The 22,578-nt window shown below is 71.9% G+C and carries 18 protein-coding genes and 1 pseudogene; 7 read left to right on the forward strand and 12 right to left on the reverse strand.

Features of this window, described 5'->3' with window-relative positions:
• Positions 1–139: 139 nt before the first annotated feature.
• Together ACIRDU_RS18180 and ACIRDU_RS18185 are read left to right on the forward strand one after the other, a co-directional pair.
• The gene (locus ACIRDU_RS18180) at positions 140–4,780 is read left to right on the forward strand and encodes an FtsK/SpoIIIE domain-containing protein (RefSeq protein ID WP_403580399.1); all 4,641 of its coding nucleotides are present in this window, start codon (positions 140–142) and stop codon (positions 4,778–4,780) included.
• Between the two features lie 140 nt (positions 4,781–4,920).
• Positions 4,921–5,127 (forward strand): hypothetical protein, encoded by a 207-nt coding sequence (locus ACIRDU_RS18185; RefSeq protein WP_403580402.1) that lies wholly within the window; start codon positions 4,921–4,923, stop codon positions 5,125–5,127.
• A gap of 142 nt (positions 5,128–5,269) precedes the next feature.
• Here ACIRDU_RS18185 and ACIRDU_RS18190 read toward each other — a convergent pair whose 3' ends face one another.
• Complete coding sequence (locus ACIRDU_RS18190; protein WP_403580405.1) at positions 5,270–7,015, reverse strand: serine/threonine-protein kinase; 1,746 nt, start codon at positions 7,013–7,015, stop codon at positions 5,270–5,272.
• Positions 7,016–7,108: 93 nt separating this feature from the next.
• Positions 7,109–7,957, reverse strand: coding sequence for a menaquinone biosynthetic enzyme MqnA/MqnD family protein (locus ACIRDU_RS18195; RefSeq protein WP_403580408.1), 849 nt, complete (start codon positions 7,955–7,957; stop codon positions 7,109–7,111).
• 321 nt (positions 7,958–8,278) lie between these two features.
• Between ACIRDU_RS18195 and ACIRDU_RS18200 the strand changes: the two genes are divergently transcribed.
• The 3 genes from ACIRDU_RS18200 to ACIRDU_RS18210 all read left to right on the forward strand — a co-directional run bounded on the left by ACIRDU_RS18200 (position 8,279) and on the right by ACIRDU_RS18210 (position 9,637).
• Positions 8,279–8,482, forward strand: a complete 204-nt coding sequence (locus ACIRDU_RS18200; RefSeq protein ID WP_003992177.1) for a cold-shock protein — start codon at positions 8,279–8,281, stop codon at positions 8,480–8,482.
• A gap of 111 nt (positions 8,483–8,593) precedes the next feature.
• Positions 8,594–8,884, forward strand: a complete 291-nt coding sequence (locus ACIRDU_RS18205) for a hypothetical protein (protein ID WP_403580411.1) — start codon at positions 8,594–8,596, stop codon at positions 8,882–8,884.
• Positions 8,885–8,974: 90 nt separating this feature from the next.
• Complete coding sequence (locus tag ACIRDU_RS18210; protein WP_403580414.1) at positions 8,975–9,637, forward strand: methyltransferase domain-containing protein; 663 nt, start codon at positions 8,975–8,977, stop codon at positions 9,635–9,637.
• Positions 9,638–9,742: 105 nt separating this feature from the next.
• Here ACIRDU_RS18210 and ACIRDU_RS18215 read toward each other — a convergent pair.
• The 4 genes and pseudogenes from ACIRDU_RS18215 to ACIRDU_RS18230 form a co-directional block, all read right to left on the reverse strand.
• Positions 9,743–11,366, reverse strand: a pseudogene (locus ACIRDU_RS18215) (FAD-binding protein).
• 273 nt (positions 11,367–11,639) lie between these two features.
• Positions 11,640–12,731: a sugar ABC transporter substrate-binding protein gene (locus ACIRDU_RS18220; RefSeq protein WP_403580417.1), complete on the reverse strand. Its 1,092-nt coding sequence runs from the start codon at positions 12,729–12,731 to the stop codon at positions 11,640–11,642.
• A gap of 137 nt (positions 12,732–12,868) precedes the next feature.
• Entirely contained in the window at positions 12,869–14,788 is a 1,920-nt protein-coding gene (locus ACIRDU_RS18225) for an AMP-dependent synthetase/ligase (protein ID WP_403580420.1), read from the reverse strand.
• Between the two features lie 231 nt (positions 14,789–15,019).
• The gene (locus ACIRDU_RS18230) at positions 15,020–16,309 is read right to left on the reverse strand and encodes an acetyl-CoA C-acetyltransferase (RefSeq protein ID WP_403580423.1); all 1,290 of its coding nucleotides are present in this window, start codon (positions 16,307–16,309) and stop codon (positions 15,020–15,022) included.
• 107 nt (positions 16,310–16,416) lie between these two features.
• On the opposite strand from ACIRDU_RS18230, the gene ACIRDU_RS18235 reads away from it, so the two are divergent.
• Together ACIRDU_RS18235 and ACIRDU_RS18240 are read left to right on the forward strand one after the other, a co-directional pair.
• On the forward strand, positions 16,417–17,721 hold the full coding sequence (locus ACIRDU_RS18235) for a 3-oxoacyl-ACP reductase (protein ID WP_403580425.1): 1,305 nt from the start codon (positions 16,417–16,419) through the stop codon (positions 17,719–17,721).
• Positions 17,721–18,572 (forward strand): MaoC family dehydratase, encoded by an 852-nt coding sequence (locus ACIRDU_RS18240; RefSeq protein ID WP_403580428.1) that lies wholly within the window; start codon positions 17,721–17,723, stop codon positions 18,570–18,572. The genes ACIRDU_RS18235 and ACIRDU_RS18240 overlap by 1 nt, the downstream gene beginning before the upstream one ends.
• On the opposite strand, the gene ACIRDU_RS18245 is transcribed toward ACIRDU_RS18240, so the two are convergent.
• The 6 genes from ACIRDU_RS18245 to ACIRDU_RS18270 form a co-directional block, all read right to left on the reverse strand.
• Positions 18,560–19,225, reverse strand: a complete 666-nt coding sequence (locus ACIRDU_RS18245; RefSeq protein ID WP_403580430.1) for a TetR/AcrR family transcriptional regulator — start codon at positions 19,223–19,225, stop codon at positions 18,560–18,562. The genes ACIRDU_RS18240 and ACIRDU_RS18245 overlap by 13 nt on opposite strands.
• Before the next feature lie 95 nt (positions 19,226–19,320).
• The gene (locus tag ACIRDU_RS18250; protein ID WP_403580433.1) at positions 19,321–20,634 is read right to left on the reverse strand and encodes a dicarboxylate/amino acid:cation symporter; all 1,314 of its coding nucleotides are present in this window, start codon (positions 20,632–20,634) and stop codon (positions 19,321–19,323) included.
• Between the two features lie 63 nt (positions 20,635–20,697).
• Positions 20,698–20,799 (reverse strand): putative leader peptide, encoded by a 102-nt coding sequence (locus tag ACIRDU_RS18255; protein WP_329503596.1) that lies wholly within the window; start codon positions 20,797–20,799, stop codon positions 20,698–20,700.
• 140 nt (positions 20,800–20,939) lie between these two features.
• On the reverse strand, positions 20,940–21,239 hold the full coding sequence (locus ACIRDU_RS18260; RefSeq protein WP_403580436.1) for a DUF4229 domain-containing protein: 300 nt from the start codon (positions 21,237–21,239) through the stop codon (positions 20,940–20,942).
• A gap of 91 nt (positions 21,240–21,330) precedes the next feature.
• Complete coding sequence (locus ACIRDU_RS18265) at positions 21,331–21,855, reverse strand: GNAT family N-acetyltransferase (protein WP_403580439.1); 525 nt, start codon at positions 21,853–21,855, stop codon at positions 21,331–21,333.
• A 16-nt stretch (positions 21,856–21,871) separates the two neighbouring features.
• Positions 21,872–22,522 (reverse strand): UdgX family uracil-DNA binding protein, encoded by a 651-nt coding sequence (locus ACIRDU_RS18270; RefSeq protein WP_403580441.1) that lies wholly within the window; start codon positions 22,520–22,522, stop codon positions 21,872–21,874.
• Positions 22,523–22,578: the final 56 nt, after the last annotated feature.

Genomic DNA, 22,578 nt, shown 5'->3' on the forward strand with positions numbered 1-22,578 from the left:
CGCCGTCGTACTGAACGGATATCGTCCCTGTACCGCTGTGACGAGCGTGACTGAAGAGCACAGCGTGCGATCAGCACAGCGGACCAGCGACAGACACCACAGCGGCCGTACCGGCCCAGTGGCACGGGGAGGACAAGTCGTGCGCCTGACTCTGACCGTCGTCGACCCGTACGGCGGTGGCACCGCCGACGTCGTGCTCGATGCCGATCCTGAGTCCACCGTGGGGGACATCGCGCAGGAGCTGGCCAAGCAGGTGGGGCACAGCGGGGCGCAGGTCATCCCGCTCGGGCAGCACCGGCACGCGCCGGCCAACAACGCGCCCCTCGTGTACGTGGACGGGTACGCCGTCGACCCTTCGGCCACCGTCGTGGGGTCGCCCCTGCGCGAGGGTGCCGTCGTCAGTCTTCAGGATCCGTCCGGGTGTCTGCCGGGTGAGCCCACCGGGCTCGTCGAGCTGCGCGTGGTCGGCGGGCCCGCCGCCGGGTTCGTGCACCGGCTCGGCGTGGGGCGGTACGACATCGGCAGCGGGGCGGCGTCGTACGTGCGGATCGACGATCCCGAGGTCGACGCCCGGGCCCTCACCCTCTCCGTCGCCACCGACGGCACCTGCCAGGTCGCCGTGCACATGGACAAGGAGCACGTCACCCTCGACGGCGCCTCCCTCGCGGAGGACGAGGACAAGGACGAGCCCAGCGGCAAGAAGCGCGGCAAGAAGAAGGACCAGGAGAAGAAGGAAGAGAAGAAGGACGGCCCCACCGAGTGGCCCCTCGGCGCTCAGATCGGGCTCGGGAACACCCTTCTCGAACTGACCCGTTACACACCGCCGAACGCCGCCCTCAAGTGGTCCGACGACGGTGTCGGTCTCGACTACAACCGGCCCCCGCGGCTGCGTCCGCCCGAGCGGCAGACCAACTTCCGGCTGCCGTCGTCGCCCCGCGAGTACGAGGCCAGGCCACTGCCCTGGCTGATGGCGCTGACGCCGCTGGTCGGTGCCGTCGTGTCGGTGATGATCTTCCAGCGCTGGTACTACCTGATCATGGCGGCCCTCAGCCCGATCCTGCTCTTCGCCAACTACTACAACGACAAGAAGCACGGGCGTAAGTCGCACGCCAAGCAGGTCAAGGAGTACGAGGAGCAGAAGGAGCGGATCGAGAAGGACGCCCAGGACGCGCTCGTCGCCGAGCGGAACGACCGGCGGCAGGCCATCCCCGACCCGGCGACCGTGCTCGCCCTCGGGACCGGGCCGCGCACGCGTCTGTGGGAGCGGCGGCGGACCGACCGCGATCACCTTCTGATCCGTTTCGGGACCGGGCAGTTGCCCTCCGAGGTGGTGCTCGACGACCCCGAGCAGGACGACCACCGCCGCCAGGTGACCTGGAAGATCGAGGACGCCCCGGTCGCGCTGCACCTGCGCACCCTCGGTGTCGTCGGCATGGCCGGGCCGGGGGACTCCGCCCGCGCCCTCGGGCGCTGGGCCGTCGCGCAGACCGCGGCGCTGCACAGCCCGATGGACGTGCAGTTCTACGTGCTCAGCGACAACGCCGCGCGGGAGTCCTGGGACTGGGTGCGCTGGCTGCCGCACGCCCGGCCGTCCGGCGGGCAGGACGTCAACGCGCTCATCGGGACCGACGCCGAGACCGTCGGCGCCCGTATCGGTGAGCTGACGCAGATCCTCGACGCGCGCAAGAAGGCCGCCGAGGAGAACAAGTCGCAGGGCAATTCGAGCTTCAGCGACCCCGACATCGTCGTCGTGTGGGACGGGTCGCGGCGGCTGCGGTCGCTGCCGGGTGTGGTACGGCTGCTGCGCGAAGGGCCGTCCGTGTCCATGTTCGCCATCTGCCTGGACGCCGAGGAGCGGTTCCTGCCCGGTGAGTGCCAGGCATACGTCGTGGCCGAACCGAAGGCCGAGGAGTACCAGCCGGCCGCCCAGCAGGTGCAGCAGCAGTCCCAGCAGGCCGCCGGAGGGTTTCCGTCCTTCCAGGCCTGGCACACCGCCGCTCAGCAGCCCGAACAGGCCGGGCACGCCGAGAAGTTGCGGCTGCGGGTCGAGGAGGCCGGTGCGGAGCGTCTGAAGGACGTACGGCCCGACTTCGTCTCCGCCGCCTGGTGTCTGCGCCTGGCCCGGTCGCTGTCGCCGCTGCGGGACATCAGCGGCGAGACCGAGGACTCGGCGCTGCCGGGTTCGAGCCGGCTGCTGGACGTGCTGCAGTTGGAGCCGCCGACCAGTGACGCGATCGTGGCCCGCTGGCGGATGGGCGGGCAGTCGACGCTGGCCGTCATCGGTGAGTCGTACGACGGGCCGTTCGGCATCGACATCCGCAAGGACGGGCCGCACGGTCTGATCGCCGGTACGACCGGTTCGGGTAAGTCGGAGCTGCTGCAGACGATCGTGGCGGCGCTGGCGGTGGCGAACACGCCCGAGAACATGACGTTCGTGCTCGTCGACTACAAGGGTGGCGCGGCCTTCAAGGACTGTGTGCATCTGCCGCACACCGTCGGCATGGTGACCGACCTCGACGCCCACTTGGTGGAGCGCGCCCTGGAGTCGCTCGGTGCGGAGCTGCACCGGCGCGAGCACATCCTGGCCGCGGCCGACGCCAAGGACATCGAGGACTACCAGGACCTGGTGCGCCGGGACCCCTCGCACCAGCCGGTGCCCCGACTGCTCATCGTCATCGACGAGTTCGCCTCGATGGTGCGTGACCTGCCCGACTTCGTGACGGGGCTGGTGAACATCGCCCAGCGTGGCCGGTCCCTCGGCATTCACCTGCTGCTGGCCACGCAGCGGCCGTCCGGTGTCGTGTCGCCCGAGATCCGCGCCAACACCAACCTTCGGATCGCGCTGCGCGTGACGGACGGCGGTGAGTCGTCGGACGTCATCGACTCGCCCGAGGCCGGGCACATCTCCAAGAACACCCCGGGTCGCGCGTACGCCCGGCTCGGGCACGCCTCCCTGGTGCCGTTCCAGTCGGGCCGGGTCGGTGGCCGTCGGCCCGGTGCGGCCGACCCGGCGGTGCTCATGCCGTGGGTGGGTCCGCTGACCTGGGAGGATCTGGGCCGGGCGGCGCTGGTCAAGCCGAAGGCCGAGTCGCGGGAGGACGAGGAGATCACCGACCTGAAGGTCCTCGTCGACACCATCCGCGACGCCAACCGCTCCCTCGGGATCCCGCCGCAGCACAGCCCGTGGCTGCCCGCCCTGGACGAGACGCTGCTGCTGGACGACGTGGAGCTGCCCGCGTTCGCCGGTGGGCCCGGCAAGCTGCCGCCGGCGCCGTACGGCATCGAGGACCTGCCCGCGAGCCAGTCGCGCCGCCCGGTCGCCGTGGACTTCTCCACGTTCGGCCATCTGATGATCGGCGGCGCCCCGCGCAGCGGCCGCTCCCAGGTGCTGCGCACCCTCGCGGGTTCCATCGCCCGTACGCACTCGGTCGCCGACGTGCATCTCTACGGCATCGACTGCGGCAACGGCGCGCTCAACGCCCTGACGCGGCTGCCGCACTGCGGCGCGGTCGTGAGCCGCAACCAGACCGAGCGGGTCGTGCGGCTGGTCAACCGGCTCAAGGGCGAGATGAGCCGCCGCCAGGACGTGCTGGCGGAGAAGGGCTTCGCGGACATCGGGGAGCAGCGGGCGTCGGTCGCCGAGGACGAACGGCTGCCGCACATCGTCGTGCTGCTGGACCGCTGGGAGGGCTGGGTGCCCACGCTCGGCGAGGTCGACCACGGGTCGCTGACCGACGAGTTGCAGACGATGATGCGCGAGGGCGCGAGCGTCGGCATCCACCTGGTCCTGACGGGTGACCGGACCCTTCTGGTCGGCCGGATCGCGACCCTCACCGAGGACAAGTACGGTCTGCGGCTCGCCGACCGCAGCGACTTCTCGGCGCTCGGCATCCCGGCGCGCAAGGTTCCGGAGGAGATCCCGCCGGGGCGTGCGTTCCGCAACGAGTTCGGTACGGAGACGCAGTTCGCGCTCCTCGCGGAGGACACGACCGGTCAGGGGCAGGCCGCGGCGCTGGCGGCGATCGGCGAGGCGGCCGCGGCCCGCGACGCCTCCGTCCCGCGCTCGCGCCGGCCGTTCCGCGTCGACAGCCTGCCCAGCCGCATCTCCTTCCCTGAGGCCTGGGAACTGCGCGACCCCGACCTGTCCCGCTCGCGTCTGTGGGGCCTGGTCGGCATCGGCGGCGACGAGATCATCGGCTTCGGCCCCGATCTGGCGCAGGGTGTACCGGCGTTCGTGGTCGCGGGCCCGGCCAAGTCGGGCCGCTCGACGGTGCTGATGAACTTCGCGCAGTCGTTCCTGGCCCAGGGCACCCGGCTGGTCATCGCTGCTCCGCGTCAGTCCCCGCTGCGCCAACTCGACGGCGCGGACGGCGTGCTGAAGGTCTTCACCGGCGACGACATCGACGAGGACGAGTTCGAGGAGCTCGTCGACCAGGCGTCGCTGGAGGAGCCGATCGCGGTCCTCGTCGACGACGGTGAGCTCCTGGAGGACTGCGACGCCGAGAGCCAGATGAAGAAGCTGGTCTCGCGCGGCGCCGAACGCGGCCTCGCACTCGTCATCGCCGGTGACGAGGAGGACGTGTGCAGCGGCTTCTCGGGCTGGCAGGTCGACGCGAAGAAGGCCCGCCGCGGCATCCTGCTCTCCCCGCAGGAGTCCTCCAGCGGCGATCTCGTGGGTGTCCGCCTCAACCGCAGCATGGTCGGCGGCCAGGTCGCCCCGGGCAAGGGCATGCTGCACCTCGGCGACGGGGAGCTGCGCACGGTCGTCATCCCGGGGTGAGGTGTTGAGCGGGGGTTCGGCGAAGCCGAAGCGGAGGCGGGCGGCGGGGTCGGCGCTGCGGTACGAGACCAGGGCGCCGACGGCCGCGGCGAAGACGTAACCACCGCCGGGCCACGCGGGAGCGAGTCCCTCCAGGGCTCATGGCCCCAGAACATGTCGAGGAGAACCGGCGGCGTCCGCCGCTGGTCCTCCTCGCCTGGGTGACACCGCTGACCCGGATGGACCGGAAGAAGAGCAGGCTGCGTTCGCCGGCCTGGGCGGTCGCGTCCCTGCCCGGGCCGGCCGCGGGCTACCTGGTCGCCGGGGTGGTCGGCACGACCGTACGGCCCAAGCGGCGTCGCGACTGAGGTTACGACTGCTACGGCGAGGGCGGCCCCTGCTGGGTGCACGTGCACTACCCGTGGCTCTGTGCCGTCGGCCTGCTCGCCCCCCTCACAGCGGCCGCGCTGCTGATCACCCTGCTGGTCAAGCTCAGCCGCGGGGCGCCCCCTACCGCACCTTCGACATCCGAGCCTGAGGCCGCCCCGACTCCGCACTCTCCGACCGGTACTGGAGGTCGTCGCCCACCGGCTTGAGGTGGACGGTCGTCTTCGCCGGGTTGCAGCCGCTGTGGTTGGTCTTGGCGCCGACCGACGTCGCGACGAGCTCCTGCTTCGTCACCTGCTTCAGGGTGAGTACGTCGACGCAGACGCCGCCGATCTGGTCGGTCTGGCGCAGCTTGCCCAACTCCTCCCCGGCAGCCGCCTGTTGGACGGTGATACGGAACGTGCCGAGGGGCAGTCTGCCGTCGAGGGCGACGCCCTGGCCCTCCCAGGTGCCGAGGTACGCGGCGGGCACCGCGCCGGCGGAGGGGGCGGAGCTCGCGGTCGCCGCCGGGGGCGAGTCGGACCCGCTGCCCGAGTCCGCGTCGTCCTGGCCGCCCCGGCCCGGCAGCAGGTCGAACACGAACACCGACCCGATCGTCACGGCCGCCACCGCCCCCGCGACCGCTAGCGCCACGGAGCAGCTCAGCCTCCGCACCCGCCCGCCGCCCTCCGGCGTGGACGTCGCCGCCACGGAGACGGAGACCCTGCCGGGCCGACGCCCGGAGGTCGGGGCGGTGTCCTGCGGATGGTCTCCGTCCCGGGGTTCGGGCACGGCGGCGGAGAGGGGCGCGGGCGGCGTCGCCACCGGCGGCGTCGCCGCAGACGGCATGACCGCCGACGGCATCACCGGCGGTGGTCCGAACACGCCGAGCCCGTCGCCCGCACCCCCGGCCCCGTCCGGCACCCCCACCGACGGGCTGCTGAACCCGACCGGCCCGGAAGGCGCCCCGGCCCCCGGCCTCGCCCCCGCCCCGGTCGCCTCCAGATTCAGCAGTTGCACGGCACTGCGGCTCACCTGCTCCACCAGCGCCCCCGGCAGCCAGCCGCCCGCCACCAGCCGGGCCGCGCCCTCGGGGGCCAGTCGGCGGGCCAGCTCCGCGGGGGCGGGTCGCGCGTCCGGGTCCTTCGTGAGGCACTCCGCCGTCAGGGCCCGCAACTCGCCGTCCAGCGCACCGAGTTCCGGCTCCTCGTGGACGACCTTGTAGAGCAGGGCGGCGGAGGAGTCCCCGGGGAAGGGCGGTCGGCCGGTCGCCGCGTACGCGAGGACCGCACCCAGCGAGAAGACGTCGGCCGCGCCCGTGACGCCCTTGCCCAGGATCTGCTCGGGCGACATGTAGCCGGGCGAGCCGATGGACACGCCGGTGGAGGTGAGGGACGCCGTGCCGTCCGTGGCCCGGGCGATCCCGAAGTCGATCAGCAGCGGGCCGTCGAGGGTCAGCAGGACGTTCGACGGCTTCACGTCCCGGTGCACCAGCCCCAGCTCGTGCACCGCCGCCAACGCCTCGGCGAGCCCCGCGCCCAGGGCCCGTACGGTGTGGGCCGGCAGGGGCCCGCCGTCGGCGACCGCGGCCGACAGCGACGGGCCGGCGGCGTACGCCGTCGCCACCCACGGCACCCGCGCCCCCGGGTCCGCGTCCAGGACGGGGGCCGTCCAGGCACCGCCCACCCGGCGCGCGGCGTCGACCTCGCGCCGGAAACGGGCCCGGAACTCCTCGTCCAGGGCGAAGTGCGGATGCACGATCTTCACGGCGACCGTACGGCCACCGGCGCTGCGGCCCAGGTAGACCCGGCCCATGCCGCCGGAGCCCAGCCGGCCGAGCAGCCGGTAGGGCCCCACGACGGTGGGTTCGTCGACGTCGAGCGGCCGCATGGGCGTCACCCCTCCCCCGTGGGCAGGCGGGGACGGCTCCGGTCCCGGTACGCCTGCACTCCCCAGCAGAGTAGTGGGGGAGCACCGCCCGGCTCACGGCTGGAGCAGGTCCACCTTCACGTCCGCCGGGAAGCCGGTGGTCGGGCCGACCCGCCGGGCGAACTCGGCGACCGCCGCCAGCTGCGGGCCGCCGAAGCGGAAGTCGAGGGTCGTGAAGTAGCGGGCGAGGGTCTCCTCGTCGAAGGCCTCCCAGCGGGCGGCCTGCTCGGCGACCTTGCCGACCTCCTCCAGGGAGAGGTTGCGGGAGTCGAGGAAGGCCTCGTGCACCCGGCGGGTGATGACCGGCTCGCGCTCCAGGTAGTCGCGGCGGGCCGCCCAGACCGCGAAGACGAACGGCAGGCCCGTCCACTCCTTCCACAGCGCGCCCAGGTCGTGCACCTCAAGGCCGAAGCGCGGCCCGTCGAGCATGTTCGCGCGCAGCGCCGCGTCGCCGATGAGGACGGCGGCGTCGGCCTCCTGCATCATCAGGCTCAGGTCGGGCGGGCAGGTGTAGTAGTCCGGCTGGACGCCGTAGCGCTCGGCGAGGAGCAGCTGGGCGAGGCGGACGGAGGTGCGGGAGGTCGACCCGAGGGCGACGCGGGCGCCGTCCAGCCGGTTCAGCGGGACCTGCGAGACGATCACGCAGGACATCACCGGGCCGTCGCAGCCGACGGCGATGTCGGGGAAGGCGACCAGGTCGTCGGCGTGCCGGAGGAACTCGACGAGGGTGATCGGACCGATGTCGAGTTCGCCCTGCACCAGCTTCTCGCTGAGCTTCTCCGGGGTGTCCTTGGAGAGCTCGAAGTCGAGGAGCGTGCCTGTTCTCGCGAGCCCCCAGTACAGGGGCAGGCAGTTCAGGAACTGGATGTGGCCGACGCGCGGCCGGGTGCGAGGATTGTCCACATCGTGAGGCTAGCCCTCGGGGCGCGCGGACCGGCGCGCGGGCCCGTCGTCGGGCTGTGGGCCGTCGTGAGCACGCACTCCGCCACTCGGCCGGAGGATGTTCAAACATTCGGGTGACGTGATCTTGACCCCTATTGCATTCCGGAGCCTGCGTGCTAGGCTCGTCGCAAGTTGCAGTTTGGTTTCCCTTGCAGTACAGAGCCTGCGGAGCATGTGACCGCGGGCTCTCGTCATTCTCAGACATATGCACTTGTGCGGAATTCATCTTCACACTTGCTGGTTCTGGAGCAGGGCAACCCTTTTGAAGCCCAAGGAGGGCTTATGGCTACCGGAACCGTCAAGTGGTTCAACGCCGAAAAGGGCTTTGGTTTCATCGCCCAGGAGGGCGGCGGCCCCGACGTCTTCGTCCACTACTCCGCGATCAACGCGAGCGGCTTCCGTTCGCTCGAGGAGAACCAGCAGGTGTCTTTCGACGTCACGCAGGGCCCGAAGGGTCCGCAGGCTGAGAACGTCACGCCGGTCTGATTTGTAGTACCCAAGGAGCCCCGCGCCGCCAGGCGACGGGGCTCCTGCCCTTTTCGGGCCCTTCCGCTCGGTGAATTCCCGGCGAATTCTGCGCCATGGGACGATGAGCGGATGCGGAAAGATCCAGAGAACAGTGGGGAGGCCGACGGCGCTCCCGCCGACACGTCCCTGGCCACAGGCCTGTCCATCGGCCTGTCCCTCGGCACGGCCCTAGGACTCGTGCTCGGCCTGACCGTCTTCGACAACCTCGCCCTGGGCCTGGCCCTGGGCCTCGGCTTCGGCACGGCGATCGGAGCGGGGGCGGGTATCGGCGCGGGGCGGGCACGGGGCGGCCAAGGGGACGGGGAGCAGGGCGGGAAGCAGGGGGACGGCTGGTCGGGCGAGGGCCCGCGCGAGGACTAGACGGGGGCGCGAGGGCTGGTCGGGCTTGCGAGCTTCCGAGGTGGCTGACGGGCGCCCTTGAGAAACGGGGTCACGCTAGGGTCTCCGGCCATGACCGACGCCGCTGACTTCGTGACCGACACCCGCGTGTTCTACGACACCGTCGCCGAGGAGTACGCCGTCCACTTCAGTGATCTGGGCCCGGGGACGCCCCTGGACCGGGGCGTGCTCCACGGTTTCGCCGAGCTCGTGGGCGAGGGGGGCGAGGTCGCCGACCTGGGGTGTGGGCCCGGGCGGGTGACGGCGTTCCTGGCGTCGCGGGGGCTGTCGGTGTTCGGCCTGGACCTGTCGGAGTCGATGCTCGCGATCGCCCGCCGCGAGAATCCGGGCCTGCGGTTCGAGCAGGGCTCGATGCAGGAGCTGGACCTGCCGGACGGTTCGCTCGACGGTGTCGTGTCCTGGTACTCGACCATCCACACACCCGAGGAGCACCTGCCCGCCCTCTTCGCCGGTTTTCACCGCGTCCTGCGTCCCGGCGGCCATCTGCTCCTCGGTTTCCAGGCGGGTGACGAACCCCGCCATTACGAGGAGGCCTTCGGCCACTCGGTGGCCCTGACCTTCCGCCGCCGCCGGCCGGAGCACATCGCGGCCCTGCTGGAAGCCGCCGGTTTCACCCTGCGTGCCCGCACGCTGCGCGAGCCGGACGAGACAAGCGGTGAGCCGGTAGCCCAGGCGAGCCTGGTGGCCCGCAAGCCGGCGCGGGCCATCGCCTAGGAACCTCCGTCACCGGCCGCTCGAGGCATCGATCCAGCCCCACGTGCGATGCCCGAGCGGCCCCCGCAGCCGGGCACGCGCTCCCCAGAGCGGGCCCGCTGCCGGTCACACGGCCCAGTCGCCCCCCTGAAGCACCCCTGCGATATCCCGCGCCGCCACATACCCGAACGTCATCGCCGGGCCGATCGTCGAGCCCGCGCCCGCGTAGCTGTGGCCCATCACGGCCGCGCTGGCGTTTCCCGCCGCGTACAGGCCCGGGATCACGGAGCCGTCCTCCCGCAGGACCCGGGCGCGGGCGTCCGTGCGGAGGCCGCCCTTCGTGCCGAGGTCGCCGGGGACGATGCGGAAGGCGTGGTACGGGGGGAGCCAGAGGGGGGCCAGGCAGGAGTTGGGGAGGACCGACGGGTCCGTGTAGTAGTGGTCGTAGGCGCTGTCGCCCCGGTGGAAGTCGGGGTCCTCGCCCCGCCGCGCCTGGGCGTTGAAGCGATTGACGCTGGTGCGCAGGGCCGCCGCGGGGACGCCGATCGAGGCCGCCAGCGCGTCCAGGGTCCATTCCTTGTGTGCCGCCCCGGAGTCGTACCAGGCGTCGGGGAGGGGGAGCGTCGGCAGAACGTCCTTGAAGAGGTACCGGTTGCGGTAGTTCTGGTCGACGATGAGCCAGCACGGGATGGCCGGGTCGGTGTCGTGGACGTCGTACATGGTGTGCACGACGTCGCTGTACGGCGCGGCCTCGTTGACGAAGCGGCGGCCCGAGCCGTTCACCAGCAGGCCGCCGGGCAGGGTGCGTTCGGCGAGGCAGAAGTAGGGCCGGCCGGGGAGGGGGATGGCCGGGCCCCACCAGGCGTCGTCCATCAGGTCGAGCGCCGCGCCGAGCCGCTCCCCCGCCCGGATGCCGTCACCGGTGTTCTCCTTCGCCCCGACGGTCCACTCCGTGCCGATGGGCTGCCGCTGGAAACGTTCCCGCATCGCCGCGTTGTGCTCGAATCCGCCCGAGCCGACGATCACGCCCCGGCGGGCGCGGAGCAGGCCGGGAGCGCCGTCGCGGGTGACGACGGCTCCCGTCACCGTGCCGTTCTCGACGTGCAGGTCCGTCAGGGGGGTGTTCAGCCATACGGGGACCCCGGCCGACCGCAGCCCCGCGCGCAGTCCGGCCGCCAGCGCCTGGCCCATCGTCAGGGGTTTCTGGCCGAGCGTCGCCGCCTTCGTGCCGCGGGCGAGGCACTGGGCGGCGACGGCCGCGCCCCGGGCGTTCACCGCGGCGAGGGCGATCCACTTGTAGTCGGCGCTGAAGACCACCATGCCGGCGGGGACGTCCATGTACGGCGGGTTGAGGTGCGCCAGCTCGGCGCCCAGGAGGGTGCCGTCGAGCTGGTCCGGCTCGATGGAGCGGCCGTTCGGCAGGCCGCCGGGCAGCTCGGGGTAGTAGTCGCTGTAGCCCTCCATCCAGCGGAACCGGAGCGGGCTGTTCGCCATGACGAAGGAGATCGTCGCCGGGCCGTGGGTGAGGAAAGGCCCGCTGCCGGTCGGCGGGGACGTCCGGGCCGACGACCGCGGCGAGGTAGGCGGCGGCCTTCGCGGGCGTGTCGGGGACCCCGGCCGCGAGGAGCACCGGGTTGTTCGGGATCCAGATCCCGGCACCGGAGCGGGCGGCCGAGCCGCCGAAGGTCGGGGCCTTCTCCACGACGACGCAGCTCAGGCCCTGGTGGGCGGCCGTCAGCGCGGCGGTCATGCCGGCGGCGCCGGAGCCGATGACGACGACGTCGTACGTGCCGAGCGGGGGTGAGTCGGCCGCCCGGGCGCCCTGGGGCACTCCCGTGGCGACCGCGAGACCGGCACCGGCGGCCCCGGCCAGCAGTCGTCTTCGGGAGGGGGCGCCGGCAGTCCCTGCGGAGTGCGTGCGTGTGGTCATGGCCGCTCCAGCCCGACGAGACCGCGAAAGGGGTGGGGAATGTCGCGCGGGGGTCTTGCGAAGTCAAGACCCGTGCGGCACCCACCGGGTCCGCTACTCGAGGCCGATGGCCGCGCAGTCCGCCTTGTACTTGGAGGTGCAGATGTCCTTGACGGTGTACACGCCGTCCGTGATCACCGTGTCCTTGATGTTGTCCTTGGTGAGGGCGACCACCGGGACCAGCATGGCCGGGATGTTCTGCTGTGTGGGGCTGTCGACCGTCTCCCGGGTCAGCGCGGCGAACTCGATCGAGCGGCCCTGGACTTTGGCCACCGCGATCTTCGCGGCGTTGGTCGCCTCCAGCAGGAAGGACTTGTACACGGTCATGTACTGCTCGCCCGAGACGATCCGCTGCACCGCGTCGAGGTTGGCGTCCTGCCCGGTGACCGGCGGCATCCTGGTGGCACCGGCCTCCCGCAGCGCCTCGATGACGGCGCCCGCCATGCCGTCGTTGGCCGAGTAGACGGCGGCGATGTTGTTCAGCCCGACGGCCTGGATCGCCTTCTTCATGTTCGCCTCGGCGATCGCGGGCTTCCACTCCTTGGTGTCGTACTGCTTGACGATGTCGACCTGGCCCTGGAGTTCGCTGAGCGCGCCGTCCTTGAAGCGTGCGGTGTTGGGGTCGGCGGGGTCGCCGTTCATCATGACGACCTTGCTCTTCTCGGCCTTGTCGCCGAGCTCCCCGAGGATGGCGCGGCCCTGCACCTGGCCGACGAGTTCGTTGTCGTGGGAGACGTAGGCGTCGATGGGGCCCTCGGCGAGCCGGTCGTAGGCGATGACCGGGATGCCGGCGTCCTTGGCCTTCTGGACGTCCGTGGCGATGGTCTTGGAGTTCAGCGCGTCGACGAGGATGACGTCGACCTTGTCGTCGATCATCTTCCGGAACTGCTCGCTCTGTCTGGACGCGCTGGCCTCGGCGTTGGCGTAGCGGACCGTGCCCTGGTCGTCCGTGAGGGACGCGACCTCCTGCTTGATCAGCGGGTAGTCGAACTTCTCGAAACGTGCCGTGTCCCGGTCGGGCAGCAGGAGGCCCACCGTGATGTCGTTGCCCTTCTTCACGGCGGTGTCGTCACTCCCGCCGTCGCCGCAGGCGGCGAGGGACAACGCCGACACGGAGACCGCCAGGGCGATGGAAACACGCCGCACGGCGGCTCGACGGGGGTTGCGCGGTATCACTGGTGGAGCCTTCCGATGGGGGGAGCATCGTGACGAGGTGGTCGAAAGCCAACGGGCAGACGCCTTGCGTCGTCAAGAACCACGTGTGAAGAGATCGCAAAGGTGCCTCACCGCGAGTACAGGCCCTCCACTTCCGCGGCGAAGGCGCGCAGCACGGCCTCCCGGCGGAGCTTCATCGACGGGGTGAGGTGGCCCGCCTCTTCCGTGAAGTCCTCGGGGAGGACGGCGAAGCGGCGGATGGACTCCGGGCGGGAGACCATCTTGTTGGCCTCGTCGACGGCCCGTTGCAGCACGGCGCGCAGTTCCTCGTCGTCGACGAGGAGACCCGGCGGTACGGGGTGCTTGCCGTTCATCTGGCGCCAGTGGGTGATGCCGGCCGGGTCGAGGGTGATCAGGGCCGAGACGAAGGGGCGGCCGTCGCCCAGGACCAGGCACTGGGAGATCAGCGGGTGCGCGCGCAGCCAGTTCTCCAGCGGGGCGGGGGCGACGGACTTGCCACCCGCGGTGATCAGCAGTTCCTTCTTGCGGCCGGTGATCGTCAGATAGCCCTCGTCGTCCAGTTCGCCGAGGTCGCCGGTGGCGAGCCAGCCGTCGGGGGCGGCGGGGACGACGCCGCCGGCCTGCGGGTCCCAGTAGCCGCGCAGCACGTGGCCACCGGCGACGAGGATCTCCCCGTCGGCGGCGATGCGGACGCGGGTGCCGGGCAGGGGCCAGCCGACGGTGCCCAGGCGGGGTTTCAGGGGCGGGGTGACGGTGCTCGCGCCGGTGGTCTCCGTCAGCCCGTAGCCCTCGAAGATCTCGATGCCGGCCCCGGCGTAGAACGCGGCGAGGCGGCGGCCGAGCGGGGAGCCGCCGCAGATGGCGTAGCGGACCCTGCCGCCCATGGCGTTGCGGATCCGGCGGTAGACCAGCGGGTCGTAGAAGGCCCGGGCGGTCTTGAGGGCGCGGGAGGGGCCGGGGCCGGTGCCCGTCTGCTGGGCCTCCAGGGCCTCTCCGTAGCGCCGCGCCACCGCCACCGCGCGGTCGAACGAGGAAGCCCGGCCGCCCGCCTCGGCTTTGGCGCGGGCCGAGTTGAAGACCTTCTCCAGCATGTACGGGATGGCCAGCAGACAGGTCGGCCGGAAGCCGGCCAGGTCCGGGAGCAGGCGCTCCGCCTTGATGCTCGGCGCGTGGCCCAGCCGGACGCGGGCCCGGATGCAGGCGATGGCCACCATGCGGCCGAAGATGTGGGACATCGGCAGGAACAGCAGGACGGAGGCCTCTTCGTCGGTCTTCGTCCGGAAGACGGGGTAGAGCAGCTCGATGGCGTTGTCGACCTCGGCGAAGAAGTTGCCGTGGGTGAGCGCGCAGCCCTTGGGGCGGCCGGTGGTGCCCGAGGTGTAGACGAGGGTGGCGAGGGTGTCGGGGCCGAGCATGCCGCGCCGCACCTCGACCTCTTGGTCGGGCAGGTGCGCCCCGGCTTCCGCGAGCCGCTCCACGTGGCCCTTCTCGACGACCCACAGGTGCTTGAGGTCGGGCAGGCGTTCCCGCTCGGGGCCGAGGGCGGCGGCCTGCGCGGCGGTCTCGGTGACCAGGGCGACCGCGCCGGAGTCCTGGAGGATCCAGCGGGCCTGGAAGACGGAGGAGGTGGGGTAGACGGGGACGGTGACCAGTCCGGCCGCCCAGGCGGCGAAGTCCAGGACCGTCCACTCGTAGATCGTGCGGGCCATCACGGCGACCCGGTCGCCCGGCATCAGGCCCTCGGCGACCAGGCCCTTCGCCACGGCCATGACCTGCGCGGCGAACTCGGCCGCGGTGACCTCGCCCCAGCGCCCGTCGGCGTCCTTGCGGCTGAGCGCCACGGCCTCCGGGTTCGCGCTCGCGTTGTCGAACGGCAGGTCGGCGAGCGACCCGTGGGCCCACGGCGGGGCCAGCGGCGGTACGGAGGCCTCCCGCACGACCCCGTCCAGCCGCCGCACCTCGGGCTCGACCAGCACCGGCCCGCCGTACGCGTCACCGTAGGCGGAGGAGGGATACGCAGTGGACACGGGCGGCTCCTGGGGCGTGCAGCGGAGGACTGCTTGCTGCATGACATACGTGCCTCGCACGCCGAGGCGCTCAACCGGCGGAACCCCCAGAAAGGGGTTACTGCCGGCAGGAACGGGATCGTACGGCGCTCACGTGGCGGGTTTGTGCGGGTTCGGGGATGGTCCGGAGCCAGGCTTGTGCATGCTCGGGGGTTACGTGAGGGTTCCTCAGGTTCCGTTCGCCCGCCGCGCTCAGGGCCGCTCCAGGATCGCCGTCACCCCCTGGCCGCCCGCCGCGCAGACGGAGATCAGCCCGCGGGCGGGGGCGTCCCGTTCGGTGAGGAGCTTGGCCAGGGTGGCGACGATCCGGGCGCCGGTGGCGGCGAAGGGGTGGCCGGTCGCGAGGGACGAACCGGCGACGTTCAGCCGGGCGCGGTCCACCGTGCCGAGGCCGCGCTTCTCCCAGGCGGCGAGCGTCGCCAGCACCTGGGAGGCGAACGCCTCGTGGATCTCGACGAGGTCGAAGTCGTCCAGGCCGAGGCCGGCCCGCTCCAGCATGCGCGGGACGGCGTGGGCGGGCGCCATGAGCAGCCCGTCCTCGCCGCCGGCCACGTCGCCGCCCACGAAGTCGACGGCCGTCGTCTCGTACGCGGTGAGGTACGCCATCGGCTCCAGGCCGCGCTCGCGGGCCCACTCCTCGCTCGCCAGCAGGACGGTCGCGGCGCCGTCCGTCAGCGGGGTGGAGTTCCCGGCCGTCATGGTCGGGTCGGGGTGGCCGAGGCCGAACACCGGCTTCAGCGAGGCGAGTTTCTCCGGCGTCGAGCCGGGGCGCAGGTTCTGGTCGCGGGCCAGGCCGCGGAAGGGGACCACCAGGTCCTGGAAGAAGCCACGTTCGTACGCCGCGGCCAGCCGCTGGTGACTGGTGGCCGCGAGGTCGTCCTGCGCCGCGCGGGGGATGTGCCGGGCGCGGGCGGTGACGGCGGCGTGTTCACCCATGGACAGGCCGGTGCGCGGCTCGGCGTTGCGCGGGATGTCGGGAACGAGGTGGGCCGGGCGCACCTTCGCCAGGGCCTTCAGGCGCCCGCCGGGCGTCTTCGCCCGGCGGGCCTCCAGCAGGATGCGCCGCAGGGAGTCGTTGACGCCGAGAGGCGCGTCGCTGGCGGTGTCGGCGCCGCCCGCCACCGCCGACTCGATCTGACCGAGGGCGATCTTGTTGGCGGCGGCGATGACGGCCTGGAGGCCGGTGCCGCAGGCCTGCTGGATGTCGTAGGCGGGGGTGCGGGGGTGGAGTCTCGAGCCGAGGACGGTCTCCCGGGCGAGGTTGAAGTCGCGGGCGTGCTTGAGCACGGCCCCGGCGACGAACTCGCCTACCGCGCCGGGCTCCTGGAGTCCGTACCGCTCGACGAGGCCGTCGAGGGCGGCGGTGAGCATCTGCTGGTTGGAGGCGGTGGCGTAGGGGCCGTCGGAACGGGCGAAGGGAATGCGCGCTCCGCCGATGATCGCCACGCGCCGCACCGACGGCGACAGCTGCTGGGGGCTCATCTCGACCTGCTCCTCGTCCGTGACGTAGCCTTACCTCCGGTAACCTTACTCCAGAGTAAGTCAGGAGTGGGGCTTCAGCGAGCCGTCGTCGGAACTGGGAGTTGGACATGGCCGACCGCTATCTACGTTTCACCGGTACCGCGCCCGGCCGCTTCCTCACCCGCCGGCTGGGTCTGCCGCAGCCCGCGGCGCTGACCCGCTGGTCCCCCGGGCGGCCTGCCCTGGACGGCGGCCTGCTGCGTCTCACCGCCGGCCGGTCCGGTCTCGACCTGGCGCCGGTCCTCGCCCGCACGGGGATCGGCCCGGCCGGTTCCGACAGTGCGGCCGCCGTCGTCCTGGACGCGACCGGGGTGCGGGACGTCGAGGCCCTGGCCGAGGTGCATGCCGCCCTGCATCCGGTCGTACGGTCCGTCGCCTCGAGCGGGCGCGTGGTCGTGCTCGGCGCGCCGCTCGACCCCGCCGATCACCACCAGGCCGCGGCCCAGCAGGCCCTGGAGGGCTTCACACGCTCCCTCGGCAAGGAGATCGGCCGGGGCAGGACGGTGAACCTGGTCCGGCTCACGGACGCCGTCGCCGCGGAGTCCACGCTGCGCTTCCTGCTGTCGCCGAAGTCGGCGTACGTGAGCGGGCAGGTGATCGAGGTGGGAGCACCCCAGGAGACCGCTGCCCCGGACTGGGACCGCCCCCTGGCCGGCCGCACCGCCCTGGTCACCGGCGCCGCCCGGGGCATCGGTGAGGCGGTCGCCGAGACCCTCGCGCGGGACGGGGCCCGGGTCGTCGTCCTCGATGTGCCGCAGGCCGGGCAGGACGCCCGGCGGGTCGCCGAGCGGCTCGGCGGCACCGCGCTGCTGCTCGACATCACGGCCGCCGACGCGGGTGCGCGCATCGCCGACGCCCTGCCCGACGGCCTGGACCTGCTGGTCCACAACGCGGGCATCACCCGCGACCGGCGCCTGGTGAACATGCCGGCCGAACGCTGGATCTCCGTCCTCGAAGTGAACCTGGCGAGCGTGCTGCGCACCACGGACGCCCTGCTGAAGGCCGGGACGCTGAAGCGCGGCGGCCGGATCGTCGCCACCGCCTCGATCGCGGGGATCGCCGGCAACGCCGGCCAGACCAACTACGGCGCCAGCAAGGCGGGCGTCGTCGGAATGGTCCGCTCCCTCGCCCCGCGCGCGCTCGAAGAGCACGGCGTGACGGTCAACGCGGTCGCGCCCGGCTTCATCGAGACGAAGATGACGGCCGCCGTCCCGCTGTTCATCCGCGAGGCGGGCCGCCGTATGAACTCCCTCGCCCAGGGCGGCCTCCCGGCCGATGTCGCCGAGACCACCGCCTGGCTGGCCCACCCGGCCTCGGGCGCGGTCAACGGCCAGGTCGTCCGCGTCTGCGGCCAGAGCCTGCTGGGGGCGTGATGGCCGGTCCCACCGATCTCGCTCTCACCCGGTCCCCCTCCCTCGCCCCGCTCCTCGCCCGCGGTGCCCTGCTGTCCCCCTTCAAACGCCCGGGCCCCGACGCGGAGTTCCCCCGCACCCGGCTCGTCCTGCCCGGCCTGCGCGTCGACCTCGCGCGGCTCGCGGCGTACGAGCGGGTCTGCGGGTTCCCGACCGGGGAGGACGCCCTGCCCGTGACCTATCCGCAGGTGCTCGGGTTCCCCCTGGCCATGCGGCTGATGAGCGGCCGGAACTTCCCGCTGCCGCTGCTCGGCCTCGTCCACACGTCGATCACCGTCACCCGGCACGCCCGGATGCCCGCGAGCGGCGCGTACGAACTCTCCGTGCACGTCGAGGGGTTGGTCCCCCATCGGCGCGGCACGGAGGCGACGGTCGTCACCGAAGTGCGCGGCGGCGGAGACCTCGTGTGGGAGTCGAGGAGCACGTACCTGGCCCGGCACCGCACGCACCAGCTGACCGCCGCTCCCCGGGAGACGGAGGCACGCAAGCCGCTGCCCGAGGTCGCCGAGTGGCGGCTCGCCGGGGATGTCGGGCGCCGCTACGGGGCCGCCTCCGGGGACCGCAATCCGATCCACCTGCACCCGCTCACGGCCCGGCTGTTCGGCTTCCCCCGGGCCATCGCCCACGGCATGTGGACCGTGGCCCGCTGCCTCGCCGCGCACGGCGTCCCCGAGTCCTGCCATCTGCGGGCGGAGTTCAGGGCACCGGTCCTGCTGCCCGGGACGGTGACGTACGCGGCGCAGGACGGCCGGTTCGAACTGCGCGGCCGGGAGGACCGGATCCATGTGACGGGGGACGTCTACCCGGCGTGAAGGCCCGGCTGCTCCTCCGGAGGTGCCCAGGGCCGCCCCGCCATCAGGTCACCGAGCCCCGCCCAGGCGAAGTTCATCAGCGTGGCCGCGGCCTGGCGGGCCGTGACGCCCGGGGTGGCGTTGGCCCAGGCGGCGAGCGACTCGGCGGCGCCGACCAGGGCCTCGGCAAGCCCGGCGACCTCGCGCTCGGGCAGGTCGGGGTCGTGGTGCGCCTCGCGGGCACCGGCGAGGATCAGCTGCGTCACGAACGCGACGATCTCCTCGCGCATCGCGGTGACCTCGGCGGCGAAGGGCTCGCCGTGCGTACGCGCCTGGAGGTGCAGGACCGCCCACGCGTCGGGGTTCTCGCCGGTGTGTGCGAAGAAGGCGCCGAGGCCTTCCCACAGTTGCCGGTCGGCGGGCAGGTCGCGGCGGACCCCGGCCCGTACCGCCTCGACGAGGGCCCCCGCCTCCCGGCGGATGCAGGCGGTGAAAAGGTCTTCCTTCGAGTTGAGGTACAGGTAGACCAACGGCTTGGACACGCCGGCGAGTTCGGCTATCTCGTCCATCGACGCGGCCATGTAGCCGCGTTGGCCGAAGATCTGCACGGCGGCGTCCAGCATCTGCTGTTCACGGACCGCGCGCGGCATCCGCTTGGTCTTCACGGCACCCATACCGCTTAGCGTACGGGCCCCCTGGACGGCCCTCGCCCGGGAAACCGGGGAGGACCGCTCAGGGGGCCCGTCAACTCATCAGACCGATCGGCCCGTCAGGCGGCCGCGGGGACCGGCTCGGTCTTGTCGCGCGGCTCCTCGTCGAGCGGCTCGTCCAGCGAGGAGCCGTCGGCCGTGGCGTAGGCGTCGCGGTCGAGCAGGTTCTCGCGGGCGGAGACCAGCACCGGGATCAGCGCCTGCCCGGCGACGTTGGTCGCGGTGCGGATCATGTCCAGGATCGGGTCGATCGCGAGGAGCAGGCCCACGCCCTCCATCGGCAGACCGAGGGTGGAGAGGGTGAGGGTCAGCATGACCGTCGCGCCGGTGAGACCGGCCGTGGCGGCGGAGCCGACCACCGAGACGAACGCGATCAGCAGGTAGTCGCCGACGCCCAGCTGGATGTCGAAGATCTGGGCGACGAAGATCGCGGCGATGGCCGGGTAGATCGCGGCGCAGCCGTCCATCTTGGTCGTCGCGCCGAACGGCACGGCGAAGGAGGCGTACTCCTTCGGCACGCCGAGCCGCTCGGTGACCTTCTGCGTCAGCGGCATGGTGCCCACGGACGAGCGGGAGACGAAGGCCAGCTGGATCGCGGGCCAGGCGCCCTTGAAGAACTGGATCGGGTTGACCTTGGCGACGGTCGCGAGCAGCGTCGGGTAGACGCCGAACAGCACGATGAGGCAGCCGATGTAGATGTCGGCGGTGAACGTCGCGTACTTGCCGATCAGGTTCCAGCCGTAGGTGGCGATGGCGTGGCCGATGAGGCCGACGGTGCCGAGCGGGGCGAGCCGGATGACCCACCACAGCGCCTTCTGGAGCAGGCTCAGCACGGACTCGCTCAGGGTGAGGATCGGCTGGGCCTTCTCACCGAGCTGGAGCGCGGCGATACCGGCGACGGCGGCCATGAAGACGATCTGCAGCACGTTCAGCTCGGTGAACGGCGTGATGACGTCGGTCGGGACGATGCCCGTCAGGAAGTCGATCCAGGAGCCGGTGCTCTCGGGCTTCGCGCCGTCCTTGGGCGTGAGGCCGGTACCGGCGCCGGGGTTGGTCAGCAGGCCGATGACCAGGCCGATGCTGACCGCGATCAGCGACGTGATCATGAACCAGAGGAGGGTGCGCGAGGCCAGGCGGGCCGCGTTGTTGACCTTCCGCAGGTTGGTGATCGAGACCAGGATCGCGAAGAAGACGAGCGGGGCGACGGCCAGCTTCAGCAGGCCGATGAAGGTGTCGCCGACCTTCTCCAGGGTCGTGACCAGCCAGGGCAGGTCCAGATCGCGGGCGACCCAGCCGAGCAGGGCGCCCAGGGCGAGGCCGGAGAGTATCTGGACCCAGAAGGGGACGTTGAAGAACTTCAGACGTGAGGACACGCGACTGACTCCGTTGGGGGGACGCGTAGGGAAACTGACGTGGGACGGCGGGGGGGCGTTACGTCAGGGACGACAGAAAGCGGACGCGCACCGACAGAGATCCACGTGCAGGCGCGCCACGAGCGGAACGCTCAGGGGCGAATGGGGCGCGACTGCTGACTTCATACAACGACCTTAACACCTGAACTTTGGGGACCTCAAAGCCTGGCTTTGACAGGTGACGACGCACACACGCCCATACAACGCAAAGCGCCCCGTTTCCGAGCATGTACGGAAACGGGGCGCCGGAAGGCGTGTGAGGGACCTTACGAGGTCTGCCCCTGGGCCCGGGCGGTGTCGTCGGCCACGTCCTCCTGGCTGCGGTTGGCGTCCAGGTTGGCCTTCATCCGGTCGACGCGCTGCGCGACCTGCACGGACGCCCGGTCCCGCTCCTTGCGCAGCACGACGAAGCTGATCGGCGCGGAGATCAGCAGGGCGAGCAGCACGACCCACAGCCCGTTGCTGTTGCCGAGCCCGCGCGGGGCGATGCCGGAGTAGACAGCGCCCCAGACGACCACGAGGCATGCCACGAAGATTCCGAGGCGCATCAGCGTGTAGCGGAGCATCTCAATCCACTCTTCCGGTTCGAACGGCCAGAACGCACCCAAAGGGGCACCATCCAGTGAAGCACGCCGAACGGCCGATCTTGCAGGGGGGTCAGGCCAGGGGCAGCAGCATGATGACGTCGTCCCGGTCGTCCCCCGGCGCCACCCGGATCGCTCCGGGAACCCGGCCGACCTCCTTGTACCCGCAGGACGCGTAGAACCGCTCCAGCCCGACGCCGCCCCGGCAGGTCAGCCGGATCGCCTCGATCCCGTCCATCCCCCGGGCCGCGTCGGCGGCAGCGGCGAGCAGATCGCGGCCGTAGCCCTTCCCCTGGTGCCGCGGATGCACCATCACCGTGTACAGCCACAGCCAGTGCGTCATCAGATGGTGCGTGTTGAAGGTCAGGAACGCGGTCGCCGCGACCCGCCCCTCCTCGTCGTGCCCGACGAGCAGTCTGACCCGCCCCTCCGCCATCGACGCGAAGTGCTGCACCAGCGCGGGGCGGATCTCCTCCCGCGTCACGGGAGGCACGAACCCGACGGCTCCGTCGGCGTTGGTGACATCGGTCCACAGATCGAGCAGGCCGTCACGCAGCTCGGAGGTGACGGCGGGGCCGAGCGTGAAGGTAAGGGGCATGGGCGGATTGTAGCCATTACGCCAGGGCGTTCGCCGCCACTTCCAGATCCGACACCAGCCCCCGGTAGGCCGCCTCCCGGTCGTCGGCCCGCAGCACCGACGACGGATGCACGGTCGGCACCAGCCGCTCCGGCCGCCCGTGGATCTCCTCCTCCAGCACGGTGCCGCGCACCTGCGTGACCCGGAAGGAGGACCCGAGCAGCGCCTTGCCGGCGGTGGCCCCCAGCACGACGATCAGCTCCGGCTCCACGACCGCGAGCTCCGCGGCGAGCCAGGGCCCGCACGCGGTCATCTCCCGCAGGTTCGGCGCCTTGTGGATCCGCCGCTTCCGGGGCTCGGCCTGCGTGAACTTGAAGTGCTTCACGGCATTGGTGACATAGGCCTCGGAGGGATCGATGCCGGCTTCCGCCAGGGCCCGGTCCAGCAGCTGCCCGGCCGGCCCGACGAACGGCTTCCCCTGCCGGTCCTCCTGATCCCCGGGCTGCTCCCCCACGAGCATGACCCGGGCGTCCGCGTCACCGGCCCCGAACACGGTCTGCGTGGCGTCCCGGTGCAAGGGACACCCCCGGCATTCAGCAGCGGCCCGCCGGAGAGCGGGAAGACCGCCCCGCTCGGGAAGGAAAGGCTCAGCGGTATAGGCATCCTCAGAAGCCTCGGTCCTGACCATGCCCTCCGGGTACCCCACCCAGGGGCGCGGGGAACTGCGCGACCAGCCCCCACGCA

The sequence above is a fragment of the Streptomyces sp. NPDC093598 genome, from assembly GCF_044764825.1.
GTDB lineage: Bacteria > Actinomycetota > Actinomycetes > Streptomycetales > Streptomycetaceae > Streptomyces.

Bases quoted from the DNA above. Each gene is read 5' to 3' on its own strand.
- ACIRDU_RS18235 (WP_403580425.1), top strand. From the start codon at position 16,417: ATGGCCGACCGCTATCTACGTTTCACCGGTACCGCGCCCGGCCGCTTC.
- ACIRDU_RS18270 (WP_403580441.1), bottom strand. From the start codon at position 22,522: ATGGTCAGGACCGAGGCTTCTGAGGATGCCTATACCGCTGAGCCTTTC.
- ACIRDU_RS18230 (WP_403580423.1), bottom strand. From the start codon at position 16,309: ATGAGCCCCCAGCAGCTGTCGCCGTCGGTGCGGCGCGTGGCGATCATC.
- ACIRDU_RS18240 (WP_403580428.1), top strand. From the start codon at position 17,721: ATGGCCGGTCCCACCGATCTCGCTCTCACCCGGTCCCCCTCCCTCGCC.
- ACIRDU_RS18260 (WP_403580436.1), bottom strand. From the start codon at position 21,239: ATGCTCCGCTACACGCTGATGCGCCTCGGAATCTTCGTGGCATGCCTC.
- ACIRDU_RS18210 (WP_403580414.1), top strand. From the start codon at position 8,975: ATGACCGACGCCGCTGACTTCGTGACCGACACCCGCGTGTTCTACGAC.
- ACIRDU_RS18185 (WP_403580402.1), top strand. From the start codon at position 4,921: ATGGCCCCAGAACATGTCGAGGAGAACCGGCGGCGTCCGCCGCTGGTC.
- ACIRDU_RS18255 (WP_329503596.1), bottom strand. From the start codon at position 20,799: ATGAAGTCAGCAGTCGCGCCCCATTCGCCCCTGAGCGTTCCGCTCGTG.
- ACIRDU_RS18265 (WP_403580439.1), bottom strand. From the start codon at position 21,855: ATGCCCCTTACCTTCACGCTCGGCCCCGCCGTCACCTCCGAGCTGCGT.
- ACIRDU_RS18245 (WP_403580430.1), bottom strand. From the start codon at position 19,225: ATGGGTGCCGTGAAGACCAAGCGGATGCCGCGCGCGGTCCGTGAACAG.
- ACIRDU_RS18205 (WP_403580411.1), top strand. From the start codon at position 8,594: ATGCGGAAAGATCCAGAGAACAGTGGGGAGGCCGACGGCGCTCCCGCC.
- ACIRDU_RS18190 (WP_403580405.1), bottom strand. From the start codon at position 7,015: ATGCGGCCGCTCGACGTCGACGAACCCACCGTCGTGGGGCCCTACCGG.
- ACIRDU_RS18200 (WP_003992177.1), top strand. From the start codon at position 8,279: ATGGCTACCGGAACCGTCAAGTGGTTCAACGCCGAAAAGGGCTTTGGT.